Raw genomic sequence first — 323 nt, 5'->3', positions numbered from 1 at the left:
AAAGTATTTTGGTTAAAGCAAACGCTGCCGGAGCTGCTCAAACGCTAGGTACACTCAATGATTTGCAAGCAACAATGCGCCGTAGTGAAACACCACCTGCAGATTTGCAAACGCAGATCGATGGAAAAATTGCAGAGCTTGCGCCTTATGTTGAAAAGCTCTCTGAAAACCCAAATGCGTTGAAAGTTGGTAGCCGTTTGTTCTTACAGAACTGCTCGGTATGCCATGGTTCTAATGCGAAAGGTGCAACGGGTTATCCGAACTTGACTGATAACGACTGGCTGTACGGTGGTGAAGCACAAAACATCTTGACGACGCTACAC

General features: G+C 46.1%; 1 protein-coding gene. It reads left to right on the top strand.

The genetic code is table 11. The annotated features are described in order from the left end of the window. Positions 1–323: c-type cytochrome (locus tag AAEZ03_RS26530; RefSeq protein WP_350582750.1), on the top strand; the 323-nt coding region annotated here is incomplete at both ends.

The organism is Pseudomonas sp. HY2-MNA-CIBAN-0224, from assembly GCF_040310285.1.
Classification (GTDB): Bacteria; Pseudomonadota; Gammaproteobacteria; order Pseudomonadales; family Pseudomonadaceae; genus Aquipseudomonas; species Aquipseudomonas helleri.
Note: the sequence above shows the minus strand (reverse complement) of the source record. Positions and strands in the feature narration are given on the sequence as shown.